Source organism: Bacillus sp. 01N45, assembly GCF_056399205.1.
This window is the reverse complement of the sequence record NZ_JBFTQW010000034.1, coordinates 1-2,000: the sequence shown is the minus strand read 5'-3', so window position 1 is coordinate 2,000 and position 2,000 is coordinate 1. Positions and strand designations below refer to the sequence as shown.

The following is a 2,000-nucleotide window of genomic DNA, read 5'->3' as shown; positions in this document are numbered from 1 at the left end:
TCACACTGCTACAAACAAGTACAATTAATAGGATAAACGAAACTAAATAAATACGATCATAATTCTTTGTCATCTTCTCGTATTTTATGCGTTCTTTCCTTGCATCCATCTAAATTCCTCCTTTAAATAATCCATTTCACTCTCAAATAAATCTAGCCCTTAAAAAGGAAACAATCTATCGTTTTAAATAATTAGTTTGTTTTTTATCAACTAATTTATATAACGTAAAAAGAAATCCTACCAATATTAAGCTCTCCACCATGATAATCCCGACCCTCTCCTTCCTTTTAATCCCAACAAATCAGATAAAAGTTATGTATATCCCATATTAACTGCAACAAGCAAAAAGGATCCCCCTTCTCTTAAAGGCCGATCCTTTTCTCCTTGTATGCAACTATTTTTACCTATTCTTGATTAATTAGAATAATAGCTGGTCCATCTACACGAATTCCACCAACTTCGATTTTTTCATAAGACTCAACTGTAATAGAGATGATCCCTTCTCGCTTCTTTAATTCATTACTTAATTCTTTTGTTAACATTTTTTTCATGTGTGTACTCCTTCTTACTGCTTGATTTACTATTGGTATGTAAATAAAATTTAAATTGGTTTCCTGGTCTGGAAACCAATTTTTTGTAGTTGACCATATGGTGTTACCAGTTCGTTTATCAATTTTACGTAAAGAAGATAAACAATTACTATTCACCGTCTCAGTAGATATAAGGACTCTTACAGATAGTGGTGAGATTGATTGTTTTTTCTTCTAGAAATAATGACTTAGATAGTATATTACCTAAAACAATGAAAGCCCTACCTCTCTTTCATCCTTACGGCTCCTTGTCCGTGCCAGTGTGAATCAGGATTGTAAAAATCAAGTGACTATTTAATCGAGTTATTTGATGAAACTTCAAACGTTCGTAAAAGAAATTTAAAAATAAAAATGGATTAGATTGAAGTAATAACAAAAGAGGTATCTACTCTAAAAGTGAGTTGAAGAAATTGAATATCTTTGAAATACTTTCCTTTTAATAATCATCATATACCCAGAAAATTCAGGATATTTCCGAGGGATGTCATACAGTATTTATAATAAATCTCAACAGAAACTTTTTATTTGTTTTTCAGTGATTCCTTTAATTAATTCTAGCTCACTGACCAAAAATTTATATGCATCATCCAACAATTTTTTTTCGCTTGTATTCAGTGCTTTTTCCTTCTTTATACGGATTAAATCACGTATAACTTCAGCACCTTCTTGTATTTCACCCGTTTTTATTTTATCTGTGTTTACTTTATACCTTTGTTTCCAAGGCATTAATTCGCCTGATTCTCCATGCTGAAAAATGTGTATAATGCGCGTTAATGTAAGTATATCAATAACTGGGCGTATATTCGAACTCAATATTTTGCCCTTAGGAATCATGATTTGCATATTACTAAGGGACATTTTTATGACATAATAAAGTTGCTTTTTCCCTGAGAACTCTTTTTCTTCTATGGCTTCAATTATACCTGCTCCGTGCATTGGATAAACAATGTTATCGCCAATTTGAAACATATAACCCACCTCCATATGTGGTAACCTTCTCAAGCTTAACACATATGTTATTTTTTATCAAATATTCAATAATATCATGAGTTTATTTTTAGTGTCAATCACTTTTTTCTTCGGAAGTTAAATTAAGGAAAACAGCCGCAAAATAATAGAGAGCGTTCTAGATTTCAAATAAAAGAAAAGGGAATTCCCACGCGTATATTCTGAAATCTCTACTCATTAACGTAGATCAGTTTTTCCTTGAAAACGGCCAAATCGATCCCGTATTTTTTTCAATCTTATATGATACTCCAAAATCTCAATTCTTGCTTTTTCTGCTAGAGGGGCAATTGGTCGTAAGTCTTTTAACCCCCAATACTCAACCACTACATCAAGTACTTGATCAAAATATTGTAGTGGCCCATAGTTTGCTTCTTTTGCAATCACAGCCATTCCATTCTATTT

At 31.9% G+C, this 2,000-nt stretch carries 2 protein-coding genes and 1 pseudogene; all 3 read right to left on the bottom strand.

The window, feature by feature from the left end; all coding sequences use genetic code 11:
• Window positions 1–404 precede the first annotated feature (404 nt).
• Window positions 405–551: a BC1881 family protein gene (locus AC1DMU_RS29425; protein ID WP_000738548.1), complete on the bottom strand. Its 147-nt coding sequence runs from the start codon at window positions 549–551 to the stop codon at window positions 405–407.
• 546 nt (window positions 552–1,097) lie between these two features.
• Complete coding sequence (locus tag AC1DMU_RS29420) at window positions 1,098–1,559, bottom strand: CarD family transcriptional regulator (RefSeq protein ID WP_000486301.1); 462 nt, start codon at window positions 1,557–1,559, stop codon at window positions 1,098–1,100.
• A gap of 216 nt (window positions 1,560–1,775) precedes the next feature.
• A pseudogene (locus AC1DMU_RS29415) lies at window positions 1,776–1,994 on the bottom strand (acyl-ACP desaturase); the annotation flags it as partial.
• Window positions 1,995–2,000: the final 6 nt, after the last annotated feature.

Coding starts and splice junctions, on each gene's coding strand:
- AC1DMU_RS29425 (WP_000738548.1), bottom strand. CDS start 551: ATGAAAAAAATGTTAACAAAAGAATTAAGTAATGAATTAAAGAAGCGA.
- AC1DMU_RS29420 (WP_000486301.1), bottom strand. CDS start 1,559: ATGTTTCAAATTGGCGATAACATTGTTTATCCAATGCACGGAGCAGGT.